General features: G+C 63.1%; 2 pseudogenes. Both read right to left on the reverse strand.

Annotation, left to right across the window (positions count from 1 at the left end):
• Nucleotides 1-851, reverse strand: a pseudogene (locus B1964_RS04070) (DUF222 domain-containing protein); the annotation flags it as partial.
• A 520-nt stretch (nucleotides 852-1,371) separates the two neighbouring features.
• A pseudogene (locus B1964_RS04075) lies at nucleotides 1,372-1,639 on the reverse strand (hypothetical protein); the annotation flags it as partial.

Raw genomic sequence — 1,639 nt, forward strand, 5'->3', positions numbered from 1 at the left:
AGTGCCGGGTTGTCCGCTGACCAGGTCCACAGCAGGCCGTTGGTGGGTTTGGCCGAGAACGTGGTGTCGGCCAATCCTTGTGCCGCCAACTCCACGATCGTTTCGAATGCGGCCGCACAGATCTGTTCGGGTGTCCGAGGATCCGGGGATCCGTCGGGTTGAGGTTTGGGCGCCGACAAGGTTTCCATCAAAGTACGGGTTTTCTCCCCGGCGATGATGTCGAGGTTCGCCGAGATCTCCAACCGTCCGTCGTCGGTGATGCGGTCGGTGTAGGAGTTGATCGTCTTGTCTTCGGCGGCCGGTAACCCACCGGGTGTTTCGGCCGCCAACTCGTTACCCAACTGTCGCGCGTAGGTGGTGATCTCGGCGGGGGTGAAGCCGGCGAAGTAGTGCGACAGCAGTTTCCGCAGGTATTCACACCGTTGCACGGTGTCGAGGGGTTCGGGGGAGCGGGTGTCGATGTGCGCCAACCCGCGCACGATGGCATCGACGTGTTCGGAGGAGATGGACCCGTCCGCTGCATGCGCCATCAACAGATCCACATCGGTGGTGGCCGAGATGCGCACGTACCGACCTGCGACGGCGGGTGCGAAACCCATGCTGATCAACAATTCCCGAAGTCGAGTGGTTTTGTGGTCGGCGACGCCCAGCCGGTCCATCTCGCCGGTGAGGGTAGTGGCGTGGTGATCAACCAGATTGCGGAGCAGGAGGACTTGTTTCATTGCACCGAAAGCCTGGGGCCCGGTCATCTCCGGATTCCATTGCAGGTCGCTGAGTTGGGTGACGATGTTGGCGAAGATTGCTTCGGCGTCAACGGTTTCCGCGTCGAGAATGGTAGCGGTGTCGATCATGGCCCCTCCCCGGTGGCTGATCGGTGTGATGGGTTCAGTATACCTCGCCAGGGTGTTTGATGCAAGGGATGTTTTGGTCAATTCTGCTTGTGGACAACGTGTTTCGGCGCTGATCTTCTGTCGGTGGGGTGTGTTAGGGGGCGTGCGTTTTCGTTTGTCTTGCTCTCGATGTGGTTGGGAGGCTGGTTGTCTCACCGGGTCTCGAGGCCCGGCGCTTGGCGCGCCGTGCACCTCGACCATCGGGGGAAGGGCTGGCTTGGCCGTCGGGAGTGATGAGTTCGCGGCCCCAATGTGCAGACGCGGCTGGTGCAGCGAGGGCGTCTGCAAACTCGGCTCGCGTTCGGCTCTTCGGGTGGTGGAAGTGGTTGCGATACTGGTTATCTCGCCGGGTCTCGAGGCTCGCCGCACGCGGCTCGCACCTCGACCATCGAGGGAAAAGTTCTTGGCCATCGAGGGGAAGGGTTCTCGACGATCGGGGTCATCGATGGGGTGTCCCGGGAGGGAAGGGGCCTGATGGGTGTCAGCGAAGGGCTGCGGCGAGTTCGTCGACATGGTCGACGAGTTCGGCGCCGTCGCGGGCGCTGATGAAGGCATCGCAGTACTCGATGTAATCGGTCAGGGCGCAACCGGTTTGGTTCCAGTAGCGGCGCGGTTCGGGGGTGATCCAGGCGAGCCGGTGCACGCGGCGGCTCACCTCGGCGAGGAGGTCGGGGCGGGGGTCGAAACCGTTGCTGCGAGCGTCGCCGGCGACGATCACCGATGTGCGGGAGCCGAGCAGGTCGCCGTGG

This window comes from Gordonia sp. i37 (assembly GCF_002043085.1).
GTDB classification, from domain to species: domain Bacteria; phylum Actinomycetota; class Actinomycetes; order Mycobacteriales; family Mycobacteriaceae; genus Gordonia; species Gordonia polyisoprenivorans.